This window comes from Pseudoalteromonas arctica (assembly GCF_012927645.1).
Classification (GTDB): domain Bacteria; phylum Pseudomonadota; class Gammaproteobacteria; order Enterobacterales; family Alteromonadaceae; genus Pseudoalteromonas; species Pseudoalteromonas arctica_A.
The window spans coordinates 41,578-55,692 of the sequence record NZ_JABBMT010000008.1 but is presented as its reverse complement, the minus strand read 5'-3'; the positions used below and the strand labels follow the sequence as shown (position 1 = coordinate 55,692).

Below are 14,115 nucleotides of genomic sequence, written 5' to 3'. Positions count from 1 at the left end.
ATTAACGTAACGTACGAATAAAGCCGAGCTCTGCCATTACAACTTTAAGCTGTGCTTCTTGCTGCTCAAGCGACTTTATAAATTGATCTTTTTCTTGAAATAGGTTTAACCAACCATTACGTGCCCGTACCACTTCCCACTCAGGAGTAGTTTGTAGTTTACGTAACTTCTCGGTGTATTCAGCAAGTTTATCAGCCGGTAAATTTGGTGCCGCAAAGAAACCACGCCAATTAACAAACTCCATATCATAACCAAGCGATTTCAAGGTTGGAATTTGTGGATAATCTGGTAATGCCTCACCAGAGGTCACAGCTAGAATACGCGCTTGACCGCCATTAGCGACTTCTAACGCTTCGCTAAGTCCGGTAGAGAGTAGGTTAACCTCGCCAGATAACAGCCCAGCTTTGGCTTTACCACCCGCGTCATAAGGAATATAACGCAAACGACGTCCATCAAGGCCTGCCGCTTTAACGGCTTGCGCTGCAACTAAGTGATCCATGCTACCGCGTGCAGAGCCACCAGCTACTTTTACAGAGCCTGGATCAGCTTTCATTGCTGCGATCACATCCTGCCAGGTTTTAAATGGCGAATCGTTACGTACTACAAACGCACCGTAGTCTGCAATCATGCTGGCAACTGGAGTTAAATCACGGTAGCTGTACGGAATTTTACCGGTTAATGCCCGCAACACGATAGGTGTTGAGTTAACCATTAAGATATCGCCTTTTTTAGTGCCAGATTCAATCAGGTAAGCGATTGCACGGCCACCGCCGCCGCCCGACATATTTTGAAAAGACGCATTATCTTCGATACCCGCTTTCACTAAACCTTCACCCACACCGCGGGCGGTGGTATCCCAGCCGCCACCAGGGCCGCCCGGTACTAAAAAATGAATATCAGCCATGGCAAACGGGCTGCTTAGTACTAACGATGCCGCAAGAACTGTAGTTTTAAATGATTTAAATGATTTTTTTAGTAAGTTCATATCAATTTACTCCTAAAATAAATACTGCATGCGCGCACTAAACCCCATACCTGAGTCTTCATCACCCACTAACGCAGTTACGCCGGGGCCCTCTACATCGCTGTAGATCAGGTTGCCCATAAATTTGATATCGCTGCTGATATAATAGGATGTACCTAGGGTATAAGTCGTTACTTCAGTACCTTGTGTGCTACTTGTTGCATCCATTTTTGATACTCGAGCCACAAGCTCCCACGCATCTTTAATGCCTTTAGGTTGGACAAATAATGCTGAACCGGCTTTGTACCTGCGTTGCTCGCCACCTAAGAAGTAGCTTGCTGATACATGAAAACCATCATAACGCTCGCCATCAAGCGGGTCCGCGCCATTAACAGCATCGAGTGTGCGGCTTGCGTATTCAGCTTCTAGCGTTAATGCATCTGCTTGATACGCAAACTCAAGACCACTTTGCGACAAACTATCCAATGCTACGGCATTACCACCCACCGCGTAATCAACAAGACGCACATTGGTTTCACGTATTTCGCCACGGGCAAAACGCGCACCTAACTCATTACCACCCATATCACGGTATGAATGCCACGCACCTAAGTGGATCACATCGCCCGGAGCTGCGCTTGACCAAGTAACACGCCCCGTTGCAGCGAGTGTTAGTTGATCATCTTCGTCATGACCGGTCGCACCAAAGGCATCATTTTTATAAACACCAACGGCATAACGAAAACCACTGTCTTTAAAGTATTGAGACGCTGACGCTCCCCAACGGAAGAACGGCGAAAAGGTATTGGCTAGCGTACTGCGCTCTATAGTATTGATATGCTTAGAGCTCGTTAAGCCGTTTAAGGTGATATCTTCACGGATCTTACCCGCTTTAATTTTTAGACCATTATCGAAATTATAACGAACTCGTGCCATCACGATTTCTGCTGTCCCTTCGGCAAACTCAAGCAGTAATTTGTGATCCCAGTTACCATGCTCACTTTCAACATAAGTACGGATACGACGCGCGAAAAAGTCACCGCCCGCATCACCGTTATTATTTGCGTTATATGCACCATCAAAATAGTTGTAATCAAGTTGCACTCGACCACCAAATTCTAAATTAAAGCCGCTAGACTTCTTCAGCGCAGCGACCTCTTTTTGTAGTTCGTCTAGTTGTTGCTGTAATTTTTCAGTGTCATTGGCAGCGAATGCTGAGGTACTTGCTAGCGCTGTTGCAATGGCTAAAGCCAATTGTGTGTTACTTGCTTTCATTGGTTGGTTCTCTCCACATCTGTTGATGATTTTGTTGTCGTTAGATGAGCGACTGCACACTGCTATCTGTCTTTGAGCATAGTATTAACGTCAGATTAACGAAATATTTAGAAGTTAAGTTGCATTGTTCTGCTTAAAATGCATTTAGCGCATAAAGATCATGCACAATATACACAAAACTACAGAACAATAACTCATTGATAGTAATTGATTATTTTTTGAGGTTTAGCTAAAAAAGGCATATTAAGGGGTGATAAGTAATTCACCCCTTTGATAATACTTATACTTTAAAGTTGCTTACTAGGTTATCTAACTGTTGACACTGTTGTGCTAATGCTTGGCATGCACGCTCAGCCTGATCCACTTTTTCTAACATATTGCCACTTGATGTAGCGATACGTTGCACATTGATATTCACATCTTCACTCACTTGGCTTTGTTGCGTGGCAGCGGTGGCAATTTGCATATTCATATCGTTAATAATGGTGACTGCGTCGTTAATACGCTGCACCGATTGCGCGGCACCGCGGGAGTGCTCAATCGTTTGTTGACCACTTTTGGTACTAGCTTGCATTGCACCAACCGCTTGATTAGTGCCTTGTTGGAGCTTTTCAATCATGGCGTTGATCTCTCCAGTACTATCTTGCGTGCGACTAGCTAATGAACGAACCTCGTCAGCAACAACCGCAAAACCTCGCCCTTGCTCACCCGCACGAGCTGCTTCAATGGCCGCATTTAACGCTAACAAATTTGTTTGATCAGCAATACCACGGATAACATCAAGCACAGTGGCAATATTCATTACATCCTGCTCTAAGGTGTTTATTACGTCGCTTGATGCCGAGATATCGGCCACCAGTTGATTAATTAACGAAATGGTTTCTTCGATTGTGGCTTTGGCAACATTGGCATCATTATTTGCAGTACTTGTGGCACTGGCCGCATCATTAGCGTTTTGGCTTACGTTATCACTGGTCGTACTCATTTCATTTACCGCAGCAGCCACTTGCTCACTTTCTATTTGCTGATTACTGGCTTCACTTAATACACTTGCAGTAATAATGCGTAAGCTTTCAGTTTCATTGCGCACCTGTTCAGCCGAGCCGACAACCGCCAATACTGTGTTATGAATTTTACTGATAAAGGTATTAAACGAACGCGCAAGTGCACCCATTTCATCTTTTGACTCACTGTTTAACCGTTGCGTGAGATCGCCTTGGCCACTGGCTATGTTTTCTAATGCTAACTGCATTTTCTTTAACGGCGCCAAAATAACGGTAGAAAGCAGCCAGGTTGCAGCTATCGATAAAACAAAGCTCAATACAATACCAGACTGTAAAGCAAAACTAGCAGACTCTTGATTAGCGGTTACTTCAATTAAAGAATTTGTAAGTTTGGTATCTATTTCATCACGCATGCTAGTAACATTGTTACGAATACGCGCTAACACAGCTTCCATATCTTGTTTATGCTCAGCTAAGTAACTAGACGCAAGCTGGTGATCACTAAAAAGTGCTTGGTAGTAACGAGACCAAATAGCGACATCGGCTTTGATATTCGTAATCCGCTGTGCATTGATCGCATCAATGTAGCCAGACTTCACCAGCTTTAATGGGCTAGAAAGGCGCGCGTCAATACGCGCTATATTATCTCGGTACTCTGCTAGCTGTACTCGATAATTTTGTTTGTCGCCTTGTCCTAGTACCATGCTCAAACCTGCCGTTTTCACCTGAAAGAGATCACGATAGCCGTCTTCAAGATCATCCAGTACCGTTCGCACCTCTAAGCTTATAAAGCTGTTAAGCCGAGCTTGCTCTTTAAACGTATACAATACGTAACCCGACAGCACCGAAAAAATAACTAAGGCAACGACAACAGGAATAGCAAATTTAACTCGAAAGCTAAGGTTATTTATAAATTGTCTCATTTTTGATCACTTATTGGTTTGCAGGTAATGGGAGGGTGTGTTTAAAATAAACATAGTCCTATGTCTATAAAAAAACAAATAAACTAAATAAACTAAATAAACTAAAGTTTCATGAAGGACTTCAAAGTCTACTTTTTGCTCCGCGGTCGGTTCAATTTTGTTCATGTTAGTATCACGACCTCATTACTGTAAAAATCAAGCATCTTCATTATTGATCACGGGGATATATTGAAATAAATAATTAGACTAAATCATAACTAATTGTTTTACTTGAAATATAAACCAACAAGAAATTAAATGAGAATTATTTGCAAATGACTATTGACAGATCAGACAATCTAACTGATAATCAATATCAACAAGACGGCAAAGTACTACGACTTGTACGGAATAAACTGATTTGTTTCTCGACCCTGAAACACGTGTGGCGCACGTAAACAGCTAAGGTTACCTGTTATTAACCGCAACGCCCCTTGATGTTGATAACGGGTAACCGCCCTACTATTTTACTTGCTACATTGCTCATATCGGTGACGGTAGATATGAAACTAAAAAAGCCCTTACGGGCTTTTTTTATGTTTGTAATTTAGCGAACTAAATTATTACTAAAGTAAACATTACCGACGGTTTTTACGTGCTCGTGCTCGGCGTTGTTTTTTCTCTTCTTCTTTAGCTGCTTTTTTAGCCTCAGCCGCAGCGCGTAGACCTGCAACCATCACTTCTTCTTCTTCGCGCATCGCAGGAGTTTCCATAGTGATACGACCAATAATGCCATCACGTAATTCATTAATTAGAATTTCAGACATTTTATACGTATCAATTTGATTACCACCACGAATACAACCACGCTTTTTACCCGCCATTTCAACAAATTCCCAATCATTTTGTGGTAATTCATCAATTTTATAGCGCGCTTTTAAAAGTTCAGGATAGGCATGTAATAGATATTCAGCGGTATAACTGGCCACTTCTTCATAATCAAGCGCCGTATCACGTATCGCACCTGTCGCGCCCAAACGGTAGCCTGAGTTTTCGTTTTCAACTTTTGGCCACAACATACCCGGTGTATCGTAAAGCATAATGCCATCTTCAAGTTTAATACGTTGCTGCGCTTTAGTAACCGCGGGCTCATTACCTGTTTTTGCAACAATACGACCCGCCAACACATTAATTAACGTAGATTTACCCACGTTAGGAATCCCCATGATCATGGCTTTAATTTGCTTATCAGCACCAACTTTGTGTGGTACTAATTTTTTACACAGCTCATTAATACGATGAACTTCAGCCGCTTTATCATTACCAAACGCAATTGCTTTTACGCCATTTTCTTGCTCAAAGTAATCTTTCCACGCTTGCGTCATTTTAGGATCGGCTAAATCAGCTTTGTTCAAAATTTTGATAACCGGCTTGCCTTCTCGCAAGGTGGTCACCATTGGATTCTCACTACTGTAAGGAATGCGCGCATCAAGCACTTCAATGATCACATCCATTTGTGGCATTATTTCTTTAATTTCATTACGGGCTTTATTCATATGCCCAGGGAACCACTGTATTCCTGCTCTACTCATTTGATATGTAAACCTTATACTTCAACCCATAACACCATGGGGTACTGGGTGAATAATTTCGATTTATCACCTCAACTAATACCTCTAAGTTTACAGCATTTACTGGTTCTATTGCATAAGTTTATAATTAAACCATAACTTTAATCATATTTGATAAAAAAATGATTGACTAGCTGCATCTAAAAACTACCATAAAAACATCAAATATGGCTTTCCTTATGGAAATAAACACATGAATAATAATTTAGTTAATTTTTCGATTTCTGGTAGTTTAAAACAAGAGCGTGTTCATTGGAGAAACTATGAAACACGCTATGAAGCACAGCAGGACGTAATGAATTACATAACCATGTGGTACAACAGTAACCGATTACATTCCTACTTAGGGTATCAAAGCCCAAATGATTTTGAATTTAAAATTAATGAGTTAGAAAAGTAGCTTTTTATAAGGCTATTTTTTTAACTCAATGCTATTAAGTAAGCTAACCAATGATCTGCCTAGAGCTGCGGCCATATTAACAGGTACTGCATTACCTATTTGCTTATATATTGCGGACATAGATCCCTGGAAACACCAATCATCTGGAAAGGTCTGAATCCTTGCATACTCACGGGTCTGTAAAGGCCTAGTCTCAATCGGATGACATCGCTCTGTTTGCTTTTGAGCTGGTGCGGTTGTCAGTGTCAAACTCGGCTCATTCATTGAAAGCCTTCGCGCCATACCAGTCTTACCTCCGCCCAAATAAAAGCTTTTTTGCATATACTCTTTTTGAACTTCAATATCCTTTATATCTCTCCAATACCCTCCTTGAGGCACCATGTTCATTATTTCTGCTTTTCGTTGAGGGTACTTTTGCCCACACGAGACGGGAACATCGCTATCAAATAATTCACCTTGTTCGAAAGCATCTTTTAATGTCATAACCCTCTTGTAAGCTGAGGGCCATTTAAAATCAGCTTTCGGATATAAGTCATTTCTAATAGCAACAAGAATCAACCTCTCTCTTTTTTGAGGTACTTTATAAAAGATAGCTTTTAGTACTTTAGGCTCAATCAAACTATAACCTAGCTCGCTAATAACATTTTTAATTGTTTCTAACGTCTTGCCATCATCATGTGTAAGAAGAGCTCTTACATTTTCAGCCATAATAACTTTAGGCTTTATTTCTTTGATAGCTCTCGCCATTTCAAAAAATAATGTTCCTCGAGTGTCTTCAAAACCCAAGCTTTTTCCAGCATAAGAAAAAGCTTGGCAGGGAAACCCACCAGTTAAAACATCAACTTCCCCCTCAAAAGAAGTAAAATCGACTTTAGAAATATCACCCTCAACAACGTTCCAATCAGGTCTATTATACCTAAGGGTTGAACAAGCATGTTTGTCTAACTCATTTAATAAAAGACTTTTAAAACCAGCTTGCTCCATACCCAGAGCAAGCCCTCCCCCACCAGCAAAAAGCTCAACTAAGCTAAAAGGCCTCACAGGCTTAACCTTTAACTCTTCATCCCATGTGGAATTTTGAAAACTTCTTACTTCCGGGAAGTGTTGCACTTGGGTTTTATCAATGAAACCTTCAGAGCAGGCTCTAAGTTCACCCTTTTTAATCCTAGTTTCAATAGCCCTCTTGGGCAGTGATAATATATCTGCCAACATTTCAAGACTAAACTGGTTATATGATTTTTCTTGGACATCAAACATATGACGCTTCCAACCTTAAATAACTTTAACAACTGATCAAGTATACAGTACTTATAAGAAAAGGACCAGGTTTGACGTATAATTTATTATAAATTATCTGCCAAAAGTTCATCCAAAACTTCTTTTAACTCTCCGCTCTCTCTAATCTCATGAAATGCTTTTTTTATTATTGAATATGTTCCCTCATGACCAGAACAAAAGTCCCAAAACTCATCCTCAACCCAAGCCTCTTCAAATGGCTCTAAAGGCTTACCACCACCAATTACTCCTTTCCAAAAAGACTTTTCAGGTGTCGGATTGTAAGGGAAAACTATACGCCCTATAGCGGTTCCCTCCGGGTGCTTTGAATAATAAAATGAATACCAACCAATAACCTGATCTAAACACCCAGTCAAAGTTGATAGATTCGGCTGAACTGTTTTTGTATCAAAAAAATAATTAACACCATCTTTTTCAAGCCAGATATCGACTCCACGGCCACTTTTTGGTTTTTTAAAGCTATCTATAGGATTTATTTTATAATTTTGGCAAACCCTTTTTATCGCCTCATGGCTCGATTTAGCATCGTATAACCCACCCTCAGCATTTCTGTCCTCTTTAATCGATTCAACAGTATTGCTCAATGCCGCAGGCATATTTGAAGGGCACATTAAATCCTGGTGAATAACATTAAATCCATTTTGGGCTGCTAATGCCTTTCCCAAAGGCTCCCATAATGTTGTACCTAACGAACCTTCAAGACCACCGACTATTGATCGTATTTTTCTTTCTTTTGGTATCAAAAGATCTAAAATTTGGAACTTAGGCTTTTTCTTTAAAGAATTTTTTGCAAAGTTTTGAATACTAGTGACTATTGTATCTCTAACAATTTTTTTTATATCATTTTCCGTCAAAATAAGTTCCTTTATAGGTTTATAAATCCAATATCCGAGAGGCTTTTATTTCATCTTCTAGCTTTTTACAGCCTACCTCTAAGGAATTGTCTGTTGGCATATCTGTAATGATTCTATCAAGCCCAACAACCAACCGCTGATAAAAATGTTCAGAACCAGTAATTCGATTTGCTCTTGGTTTTTTGCGCACACAAAATAATGCCCAGCGGTGCTTGCTCACCCGCTTGGCGTTCATATTTATCTAGCCAGCGTAAGTAGAGCTCCATTTGGCCTTTATAGTGGGGTTTGAACTTCCCTAGTTTTAAATCAATCGCCACTAAACGCTGAGTTGACGGTTATAAAACAATAAATCGAGGTAATGGTCATTCAGTCCTAAAAAATCTAATACGTATGGGTCTTTAAGCAGCAACGCCTCAGAAACAGGTTGTTGCGAAGCTAACTTTTGTAACTCTATTTTTATTAACTCTTCTGGCTTTTTAGACAACGCCGTGCACTCAAATAGCATACTGTTAATGCGATCATCTAAGGTGCGCGCACTCCAACCTTCTACCGCACACATTTGCGCATAAAACTCACGCTGTAGAGGATCTTTTAAATGAATTATTTGTTTAAAATGCGTCCAGCTAAATTTTGCACGCAGTGCGTGCACAATCTGTTGCTCAGGGAATGTTTCGTAAAATTGCACCATATATTGCAAATTACGCTTGCCCCAGCCTTTGCCTAATTCATTACTAAGTTGGGCCGATAAGTTAGCAATAACCTGCTTACCGTACTCAGCGCGTTCACCTTTTAATACCGCTTGGTTAATACGTTGACCAATTTTCCAATACAGCATGGTTAATGATGCATTAACCGCAGCTTGCTGCTTGGCTTGGGTAATTTAGTTTAGATATCTGAAAACAGTTCAGGTTCAACAGTGAGTTTTGACATTAAGCGCTCTCCAATAAATCTTCTATCCATTCTCTATCTTGATAATCTTTAACAAGCTCTTGGCACGTTAGTATTTAGCCACTTATTGCTTTATTTCTCACGGTGAATAAAAGTAGAGCATGAGAAAGTTACCGAACATTCAACTTAGTGCTGCAAAACACACATAATATCGCTTTTAGTAAGTGCGGCATAGAAGCTCAGGTAGTAACAGAGCTTTAGTGACTTAGGTATATGTACTATTTTTACAAGTACCAGCCTTGAATTGCGCTATACTGACGCAAATTTTTTCAAATAAACTGTTATGGCTCTTAAATCGACGATTATTAAAGCGCAGTTATCGCTCAGCGATATGGACCGCCACGTATACCAAGACTTTAATTTAACCTTGGCGCAGCATCCGTCTGAAAACGAACAACGACTGATGATCCGCTTGCTTGCCTATGCACTTAATGCCTGTGATGGTCTTGAGTTTACCAAGGGGTTGTCGGCTGACGATGAGCCAGAAGTGTGGCACAAAAACTACAGCGATGAGATTGAGCTGTGGATTGAGCTTGGCCTTCCAGATGAAAAGCGCCTGAAAAAAGCCTGTAATAAAGCTAAAAAAGTGGTGCTATACACTTATGGTGAAAACAACCAAGCAATTTGGTGGCAAAAGCATCAACCTAAATTGTATGAGTTTAAAAATTTAAGCATTTTTAGTTTAGACTTTGCAGCAACACAAGCTCTTGCGGCATTAGTGGATCGCAATATATCGCTAACAATTACGGTTCAAGATGGTGATGTATGGGTGAGCTCTGATTCAGTGAACATTGAGATAAAACCAGTACAATTAATGTAATTGTAAGTTCGATAAATTAAGAGGGTGTATGACTGTTAAACGCGTTGTGGTATTACACGGATTGTATATGTCTGGCTTTGTAATGCGCCCTTTATGCTCGCAACTCGAAAAGTTTGGGTTGGATATTCTCAACCTCTCTTATAATACATTGTCTCCCGATCGCGCCGCTATTTTTAAACAGATTGATAATTTTATTAATGATAAAAATACAGCCCTTGTTTGTCATTCAATGGGCGGACTGGTGGCGCGTGCATACCTTGCTGCAAATTCAGAGCAAAGCCAAAACGTAACAAAAGTTATTACTTTAGGCACACCGCATAAGGGCAGCCATATAGCCCGCAGAATGCAGCAAAAAGGCTTTGATGTATTTTTGAAAAACAGTGTAGAATTTCTACTCACCGAAAATGGGGATTGGCCGTTTAGCGCTAAGCTTTATAGTATTGCCGGCGACTTACCGATCGGGCTCATGCCGCTAATTGCCAAAGGCAGTCAATCCGATGGTACTGTATTACTTGACGAAACCAAGCTCAATGGCATGGCAGAACATAAGGTGTTTCATTTAAGTCACACCGGTATGATCTACTCACGCCAAGTGATGAATTATATTGTTGAGTTGTTGGTTTAATCTTCTGCACTCGCAGCTATTTTATAGGCAACAAATGCGATGATTGCTAAGATCAGTGGTATTGGCGCTGCAATATAACCAAAGGTATCAAAGTTAGCAAAGCTTGCTCCCGCTAAATGACCCACTAAACCAACTACAAATGCCAACAACGCGATACCAATGACAATTAGCTCAAATCTATTTTCTTTGCTTGTTTTAGCCTGCATGTTATCTCTCCATCTAATTAATCTAGGTTGATTATGCGCCAACTAAAAACTCCGATTTTGACCTAAATCAAACCCTAGCAAGCAGTAAAAAAGCGTAATTATAAAGTTTGTTCTGGATCATGGTTTTGTTCTATCTTTAAGGAAATATCAGTTATTTTTCTCTTAGGGGTAGATTTTTAAAGTTTGGCACCCACTTCTATTACGGTTATGACTACTAAAGTAACGAGTTTTATTTGAGTGGTTTGTTGATAGATAAAAACTATGGCTATCATCGATTCTAACTATTTTACAGTTCATCAATAATGGCTGATACTTACTATCAGTCATTCGAAAATAACTTATCAGTTTATTTAAGGAGAGTAATATGTCACAGGTAAACGCAATCGGTCTTAACAGTGCGAAAAGTAAAGATATCGTAAAGTCACTAAATACCCTGCTAAGTAGTTATCAAATTCAGTATATGAATGCCCGTGGTTTTCATTGGAATATTAAAGGACGTAACTTTTTTGAGTTACACGTTAAATTTGAAGAAATTTATAACCTACTACTATTAAAAGTTGATGAAATAGCAGAGCGTATTCTTACCCTTGATGGTGCGCCACTGCATGCATTTTCTGATTACTTAGAGATCAGCAAAATTAAAGAAGCTAAAAATATTAGTGATGGTGAAACTGCCGTTGAAAACTTACTAGCAGGTTACAGTACCTTAATTAAAATGCAGCGTGATATTTTAGAGCAAGTAAGTGATGCACAAGATGAAGGTACAGCCTCACTAATGGGTGATTATATTACTGAGCAAGAGAAGCTAGTGTGGATGCTTAAAGCATATTTAAATTAAGTAGTCATACATCAAATTAAGCAATTAGCACCAAGCCCTACTTGGGGGCTTGGTTGGTTATTGCTTACAGCCAATTTTTTACGTGCTGATGCTCAGGGTTTTGCTCAAGGTAGCTCTGGGCATTTACACAAAATTGCACATCCATATCGCTACCTCTAAGCTCAATTACAGATAGAAACGGCTTTATTTAGCTAAGCTAATAAAAAAAGCCATCTCTAATGCTTTTTCTTCTAAGCTTTTAAAACGCCCTGATGCACCGCCGTGGCCAGCATCCATATCGGTTTTGAATACTAGAATGTTGTCGTCAGTTTTATATTCACGCATTTTAGCCACCCACTTCATTGGCTCCCAATATTGCACTTGTGAATCATGCAAACCGGTAGTCACTAAAATATGTGGGTATGCCTGTGCGGTAATATTGTCATATGGTGAATACTTAGCAATCATATCATAATAGGCAGGGTCATTTGGATTACCCCATTCATCGTATTCATTGGTAGTGAGCGGAATTGATTCATCCAGCATGGTGGTTAGCACATCTAAAAATGGCACATGGCAGCCAATTCCTAAATAAAGTGCTGGTGCTTGGTTAACAACCGCTCCCATTAGTAAGCCACCAGCACTACCGCCTGAAGCAAACACTTTATCTTTTGCACCATAACCTTGTTCAACTAATGCTTTGGTTACATCAATAAAGTCGTTAAAGCTGTTTTGTTTATACTGCTTTTTGCCTTGCTCATACCAATCACGTCCCAGCATTTCACTACCACGAACATGTGCTATCGCATACACAAAACCACGGTCGAGCAAGCTTAATGAGGTACTAGAAAAACTCGGGTCGATGGTTATACCGTAAGCACCATAACCATATTGAAACAGTGGATTAGTACCATCTTTTTTAAATAACTCTTTACAATAAACCAATGACACGGGCACTTTAATACCATCACGCGCTGTTACCATTAATCTTTCTGAGGCATAGTTTTGCGGATCAAAACTGCCTAATACTTGCTGTTGTTTTAATAAAGTTTTGTCACCATTATTTAAGTCTACTGCAAATAATGAACCTGGCGTGGTGAGGCTTGAGTAATAAATACGAGCTACGTGCGTATCATGCTCAGGATTCATTGCAATGGCAGCATAATAACAAGGATCATCAAATTCTAAGGTCATACGCTGCTGTTGCTTATTAATGACCACAAAGCGTGTTTGTCCTTGCTCACGCTCAGTAAGCACCAAGAAATCATCAAACAGCTCTACGCCTTCTAATAAAACGCTATCACGGTGAGGCGTATGTTCAAACCACTGATTTCTATCTGCAATAGTTGCCGCTGTTGCAGTCATTAAACGAAAGTTTTTAGCTTGCCAATTGGTCACGATATAAAACGTATCGCCGAGTTTATCAACATCAAACTCGTGGCCTTCCTCGCGTGGCATTAATTGGGTAAATTCACCAAGTGGCTGATTGGCATCTAATACCCAGGTATCATTAGTTTCAGTGGTCGCTAAATCAATAATGATCAGCCCCTCATCACGGCTTTTACCTAAACCCATAAAAAAACTACGATCTTGCTCTTCATAAACCAGTATATCTTGCGCTTGACTAGTACCTAAAACATGGCGATAAACTTGGTAGCCGAGTAAGGTTTTCAGATCTTTCTTAACATAAAATACGGTTTTATTGTCGTTTGCCCAAACGATTTGGCCCTCGGTGTTTTCTAATACATCTTCAAGTAAATCATCGTTACCAATAGCTTTAAACTTTACGGTATAGATGCGGCGACCATCGGTATCTTCAGAGTAAGCCAACAATTGTTCATTAGGACTAATTGCCACCTCGCCTAATTCATAAAATTCAAAACCTTCTGCAAGTATATTTACATCTAACAGTAGCTGCTTATCTGCCGCATCCATCTGACGACTACGGTAATGGCGAGAATATTCATCATCGCCACGAACCTCAGAGTGATACCAGTACTGACCATCTTTAACAGGAAAAGTATTGTCATCTTTAACTATACGGTCTTTTAGCTCGTCAAATAATGCGGTTTGCAGTGGCTTAATTGGCGCTAACTGCTGCTCACAATAGTCATTTTCAGCAGCTAAATGTGTCAGTATAGTTTGCTCTGTGCGCTCGTCATCGCGCATCCAATAATAATCATCAGTGCGCATTTTTTGGTGTGTTGTTAACGTGTGCGGCTGTTTACGTGCAACAGGAGCATTAGGAAGAGAAGACAACGATAAGTTTGATAAAGCCACAGAAAAACCAATAAAAAAATTACAATGACTGGAGTTTACCATAATTTTTAAAAGTACATAAAAAAGCCCACTCAAAGTGTGGGCCGAAACATG

The 14,115-nt window shown here is 40.0% G+C and carries 13 protein-coding genes and 1 pseudogene; 4 read left to right on the top strand and 10 right to left on the bottom strand.

Annotated features, from left to right (window positions below):
• Nucleotide 1: 1 nt before the first annotated feature.
• The 4 genes from HHO47_RS07180 to ylqF all read right to left on the bottom strand — a co-directional run bounded on the left by HHO47_RS07180 (nucleotide 2) and on the right by ylqF (nucleotide 5,737).
• Nucleotides 2-985 carry a tripartite tricarboxylate transporter substrate-binding protein gene (locus tag HHO47_RS07180; RefSeq protein ID WP_169019682.1) on the bottom strand — a complete coding sequence of 328 codons (984 nt, stop codon included), beginning with the start codon at nucleotides 983-985 and terminating at the stop codon, nucleotides 2-4.
• Between the two features lie 12 nt (nucleotides 986-997).
• A complete protein-coding gene (locus HHO47_RS07175; RefSeq protein WP_169019681.1) occupies nucleotides 998-2,239 on the bottom strand; it encodes an OprO/OprP family phosphate-selective porin in 1,242 nt (413 codons plus the stop codon).
• 280 nt (nucleotides 2,240-2,519) lie between these two features.
• A complete protein-coding gene (locus HHO47_RS07170; RefSeq protein WP_169019680.1) occupies nucleotides 2,520-4,166 on the bottom strand; it encodes a methyl-accepting chemotaxis protein in 1,647 nt (548 codons plus the stop codon).
• Nucleotides 4,167-4,783: 617 nt separating this feature from the next.
• Nucleotides 4,784-5,737 carry a ribosome biogenesis GTPase YlqF gene (gene ylqF, locus HHO47_RS07165; RefSeq protein ID WP_169019679.1) on the bottom strand — a complete coding sequence of 318 codons (954 nt, stop codon included), beginning with the start codon at nucleotides 5,735-5,737 and terminating at the stop codon, nucleotides 4,784-4,786.
• Between the two features lie 238 nt (nucleotides 5,738-5,975).
• On the opposite strand from ylqF, the pseudogene HHO47_RS07160 reads away from it, so the two are divergent.
• Nucleotides 5,976-6,176 (top strand): annotated as a pseudogene (locus tag HHO47_RS07160) (IS3 family transposase); the annotation flags it as partial.
• A gap of 12 nt (nucleotides 6,177-6,188) precedes the next feature.
• Here the strand turns inward: HHO47_RS07160 and HHO47_RS07155 are convergent.
• The 4 genes from HHO47_RS07155 to HHO47_RS07145 form a co-directional block, all read right to left on the bottom strand.
• On the bottom strand, nucleotides 6,189-7,433 hold the full coding sequence (locus tag HHO47_RS07155) for a DNA cytosine methyltransferase (RefSeq protein WP_169019678.1): 1,245 nt from the start codon (nucleotides 7,431-7,433) through the stop codon (nucleotides 6,189-6,191).
• 86 nt (nucleotides 7,434-7,519) lie between these two features.
• The gene (locus HHO47_RS07150) at nucleotides 7,520-8,326 is read right to left on the bottom strand and encodes a TdeIII family type II restriction endonuclease (RefSeq protein ID WP_169019677.1); all 807 of its coding nucleotides are present in this window, start codon (nucleotides 8,324-8,326) and stop codon (nucleotides 7,520-7,522) included.
• 149 nt (nucleotides 8,327-8,475) lie between these two features.
• The gene (locus tag HHO47_RS19290; RefSeq protein WP_248290948.1) at nucleotides 8,476-8,592 is read right to left on the bottom strand and encodes a DUF1016 domain-containing protein; all 117 of its coding nucleotides are present in this window, start codon (nucleotides 8,590-8,592) and stop codon (nucleotides 8,476-8,478) included.
• A gap of 50 nt (nucleotides 8,593-8,642) precedes the next feature.
• Nucleotides 8,643-9,161 carry a DUF1016 N-terminal domain-containing protein gene (locus HHO47_RS07145; protein WP_248290944.1) on the bottom strand — a complete coding sequence of 173 codons (519 nt, stop codon included), beginning with the start codon at nucleotides 9,159-9,161 and terminating at the stop codon, nucleotides 8,643-8,645.
• 396 nt (nucleotides 9,162-9,557) lie between these two features.
• Here HHO47_RS07145 and HHO47_RS07140 point away from each other — a divergent pair, with 396 nt between their 5' ends.
• Both HHO47_RS07140 and HHO47_RS07135 read left to right on the top strand, forming a co-directional pair.
• Nucleotides 9,558-10,094, top strand: a complete 537-nt coding sequence (locus HHO47_RS07140; RefSeq protein ID WP_169019676.1) for a YaeQ family protein — start codon at nucleotides 9,558-9,560, stop codon at nucleotides 10,092-10,094.
• A gap of 28 nt (nucleotides 10,095-10,122) precedes the next feature.
• On the top strand, nucleotides 10,123-10,719 hold the full coding sequence (locus HHO47_RS07135) for an alpha/beta fold hydrolase (RefSeq protein WP_169019675.1): 597 nt from the start codon (nucleotides 10,123-10,125) through the stop codon (nucleotides 10,717-10,719).
• Here the strand turns inward: HHO47_RS07135 and HHO47_RS07130 are convergent.
• Entirely contained in the window at nucleotides 10,716-10,925 is a 210-nt protein-coding gene (locus tag HHO47_RS07130) for a hypothetical protein (RefSeq protein WP_169019674.1), read from the bottom strand. The two genes, HHO47_RS07135 and HHO47_RS07130, sit on opposite strands and share 4 nt — an antisense overlap.
• Before the next feature lie 364 nt (nucleotides 10,926-11,289).
• Between HHO47_RS07130 and HHO47_RS07125 the strand changes: the two genes are divergently transcribed.
• The gene (locus tag HHO47_RS07125) at nucleotides 11,290-11,763 is read left to right on the top strand and encodes a Dps family protein (protein WP_169019673.1); all 474 of its coding nucleotides are present in this window, start codon (nucleotides 11,290-11,292) and stop codon (nucleotides 11,761-11,763) included.
• A gap of 183 nt (nucleotides 11,764-11,946) precedes the next feature.
• On the opposite strand, the gene HHO47_RS07120 is transcribed toward HHO47_RS07125, so the two are convergent.
• The gene (locus tag HHO47_RS07120) at nucleotides 11,947-14,064 is read right to left on the bottom strand and encodes a S9 family peptidase (protein ID WP_211183640.1); all 2,118 of its coding nucleotides are present in this window, start codon (nucleotides 14,062-14,064) and stop codon (nucleotides 11,947-11,949) included.
• Between the last annotated feature and the right edge of the window lie 51 nt (nucleotides 14,065-14,115).

Coding starts and splice junctions, on each gene's coding strand:
- HHO47_RS07180 (WP_169019682.1), bottom strand. CDS start 985: ATGAACTTACTAAAAAAATCATTTAAATCATTTAAAACTACAGTTCTT.
- HHO47_RS07175 (WP_169019681.1), bottom strand. CDS start 2,239: ATGAAAGCAAGTAACACACAATTGGCTTTAGCCATTGCAACAGCGCTA.
- HHO47_RS07170 (WP_169019680.1), bottom strand. CDS start 4,166: ATGAGACAATTTATAAATAACCTTAGCTTTCGAGTTAAATTTGCTATT.
- ylqF (WP_169019679.1), bottom strand. CDS start 5,737: ATGAGTAGAGCAGGAATACAGTGGTTCCCTGGGCATATGAATAAAGCC.
- HHO47_RS07155 (WP_169019678.1), bottom strand. CDS start 7,433: ATGTTTGATGTCCAAGAAAAATCATATAACCAGTTTAGTCTTGAAATG.
- HHO47_RS19290 (WP_248290948.1), bottom strand. CDS start 8,592: ATGGAGCTCTACTTACGCTGGCTAGATAAATATGAACGCCAAGCGGGT.
- HHO47_RS07145 (WP_248290944.1), bottom strand. CDS start 9,161: ATGCTGTATTGGAAAATTGGTCAACGTATTAACCAAGCGGTATTAAAA.
- HHO47_RS07140 (WP_169019676.1), top strand. CDS start 9,558: ATGGCTCTTAAATCGACGATTATTAAAGCGCAGTTATCGCTCAGCGAT.
- HHO47_RS07135 (WP_169019675.1), top strand. CDS start 10,123: ATGACTGTTAAACGCGTTGTGGTATTACACGGATTGTATATGTCTGGC.
- HHO47_RS07130 (WP_169019674.1), bottom strand. CDS start 10,925: ATGCAGGCTAAAACAAGCAAAGAAAATAGATTTGAGCTAATTGTCATT.
- HHO47_RS07125 (WP_169019673.1), top strand. CDS start 11,290: ATGTCACAGGTAAACGCAATCGGTCTTAACAGTGCGAAAAGTAAAGAT.
- HHO47_RS07120 (WP_211183640.1), bottom strand. CDS start 14,064: ATGGTAAACTCCAGTCATTGTAATTTTTTTATTGGTTTTTCTGTGGCT.